The organism is Teichococcus aerofrigidensis (assembly GCF_054073225.1).
Genome location: NZ_JBSXMU010000223.1, coordinates 1 through 2,462, shown reverse-complemented (window position 1 = coordinate 2,462; position 2,462 = coordinate 1). Strand labels below are relative to the sequence as shown.

Sequence of the window (2,462 nt, the reverse complement as noted above, 5' to 3'; positions counted from 1 at the left end):
CGGCCGGCCGGCTGGTCGTCCCAGCACAGCAGCCCGGCGCCCCAGCCCCGCAGCCGCAGCGCCGCCGGCAGGCCGGCGCGGCCGAGCCCGACCACGGCGATGCGCTGCCCGGCGAAGGGCGCGAAATCCGTGCGTTCGGCGAGGGCGAGGGGCGCGGTCATCAGCGGATCTTCAGCGTGCTGAGGCCGACGAGGGCCAGGATCATGGCGATGATCCAGAAGCGGATGACGATGGTCGGCTCGGCCCAGCCCTTCTTCTCGAAGTGGTGGTGCAGGGGCGCCATCAGGAAGACGCGGCGGCCGGTGCGCTTGTACCAGAAGACCTGGATGATGACCGAGACCGTTTCCACCACGAACAGGCCGCCGACGATGGCCAGCACGATCTCGTGCTTCGTCGCCACCGCCACCGCGCCGAGCGCGCCGCCGAGGGCGAGGCTGCCGGTGTCGCCCATGAAGACCTTGGCCGGCGGGGCGTTGAACCACAGGAAGCCGAGGCCGGCGCCGATCAGCGCCGAGCAGAACACCGCCAGCTCGGAGGTGCCGGGAACGCCGTTGAGCTGCAGGTAGTCGGCGAAGACGCGGTTGCCGACGAGATAGGCGATGAGCGCGAAGACGGCGGCGGCCAGCATCACCGGCACGGTGGCCAGCCCGTCCAGCCCGTCGGTCAGGTTCACCGCGTTGGAGGCACCCATCATCACCAGCATCGCCAGCACGGGGAAGAAGATGCCGAAGTTGATCATGGCCTCCTTGAAGAAGGGCATGGTCAGGTGCGTCGACAGCTCGGCCGGCATCAGCAGGGTGATCCAGATGGCGGTGAGCAGGCCGACGCCCGCCTGCACCACCAGCTTCATCCGGCCCGAGACGCCCTTGGTGTTGCGCTTGGTGACCTTCAGCCAGTCGTCCCAGAAGCCCAGCAGGCCATAGCCCAGCGTGACCAGCAGCACCGCCCAGACCAGGCCGTTGCGCAGATCGGCCCAGAGCAGGGTGGAGGAGACCAGGCCGAGCAGGATCAGCACGCCGCCCATGGTGGGCGTGCCCTTCTTGGTCAGCAGATGGCCCTCCGGCCCGTCGGTGCGGATCGGCTGGCCGCCGTTCTGGAAGCTGCGCAGCCAGCCGATCACCCAGGGCCCCAGGAACAGGCAGATGAACAGCGCCGTCATGCAGGCCGCGCCGGCCCGGAAGGTGACGTAGCGAAACAGGTTGAAGAGAATGAGCCCGTCCCCGAGGGGGGACAGGAGATTGAAAATCATGAATGCGCCCCTTCGCGCGCTTCCCCGCGCGCGGATGTCAGGGCCTTCACGACCGCCGCCATGCGGCTGCCGAGGGACCCCTTCACCAGAATGACATCGCCCGGACGCACGGCCCCCACGACCAGCGGGGCCAGTTCTTCGCTGCTCTCCCGATGCGCGCCGCGCCGGCAGGCCGGCAGGGCGTCGTACAGGCCGCGCATCAGTGCACCGCAGCAAAATACCAGATCGGCGGCGGCCAGAACATCCGGCAGCAGGGATGCGTGCAATGCGGGTCCGTGCTCGCCCAGCTCCCGCATGTCGCCCAGCACGGCGATGCGCCGCCCCGCCTGGGCGCCCAGCACGCCGAGCCCGGCGCGCATGGCCGGCGGCTGGCCGTTGTAGCTGTCGTCGATCAGCAGGGCGGTGCCGCCGGCCAGGACCAGGGTGGCGCGGCCACCACGTCCGGCGCCGGGGCGGAAGCCCGCCAGCGCCGCCAGGAAGTCGGCCGGATCGGCGCCGAGCGCCGCCGCCGTGGCCAGCGCGGCCAGGGCGTTGAGGGCGAGGTGGCGGCCGGGGGCGGCGAGCGGGAGGTGGTGGCGGGTGCCGCGGAAGGCGATCGCGGCCTCGCCCGATTCGGCGCCGCCGCGATAGTCGAGCAGCCGCGCCTCGGCCGCCGCATCCAGACCGAAGCCGGTCACGGCGAGGCCCGCGCGGGCGGCGCGCCGGGCCAGCAGCGGGTACATCGCGGAATCGCGCGGCAGGACGACCGGCGCGCCGGGCGCCAGCCCTTCCATGATATCGGCCTTCTCCTCGGCGATCTCCTCGAGGGAGCCGAGATGGCCGATATGCGCCGCCTCCACCGTGGTGATCGCCGCCACATGCGGCCGCGCCAGCCGGGCGAGGGGGGCGATCTCGCCCCGGTGGTTCATGCCGATCTCGATGACGCCGTAGGCCGCCCCGCGCGGCATGCGCGCCAGGGTCAGCGGCACGCCCCACTGGTTGTTGTAGCTGGCGACGGCGGCATGGGTCGGCGCCAGGGCGGAGAGGCCATGGCGCAGCATCTCCTTGGTCGTCGTCTTGCCGACGCTGCCGGTGATGGCGGCGATGCGGGCCTGGCTGCGCGCGCGGCCGGCGGCGCCGAGGGCGGTGAGGCCGGCCAGCGTCTCGCGCACGCGAAGCAGCGGCGCGCCCGCCGCCACGCCCGGCGGATCCCGGTCCCCCATGGCGCCGGCGG

The 2,462-nt window shown here is 72.4% G+C and carries 2 protein-coding genes; both read right to left on the bottom strand.

What is annotated here, in order from left to right:
- Nucleotides 1-160: 160 nt before the first annotated feature.
- Nucleotides 161-1,249 (bottom strand): phospho-N-acetylmuramoyl-pentapeptide-transferase, encoded by a 1,089-nt coding sequence (mraY, locus tag ACVMLK_RS20715; RefSeq protein WP_198366106.1) that lies wholly within the window; start codon nt 1,247-1,249, stop codon nt 161-163.
- On the bottom strand, nt 1,246-2,462 hold a 1,217-nt coding region (locus ACVMLK_RS20710), incomplete at its 5' end, for a UDP-N-acetylmuramoyl-tripeptide--D-alanyl-D-alanine ligase (protein WP_457487500.1). The genes ACVMLK_RS20710 and mraY, both read right to left, overlap by 4 nt.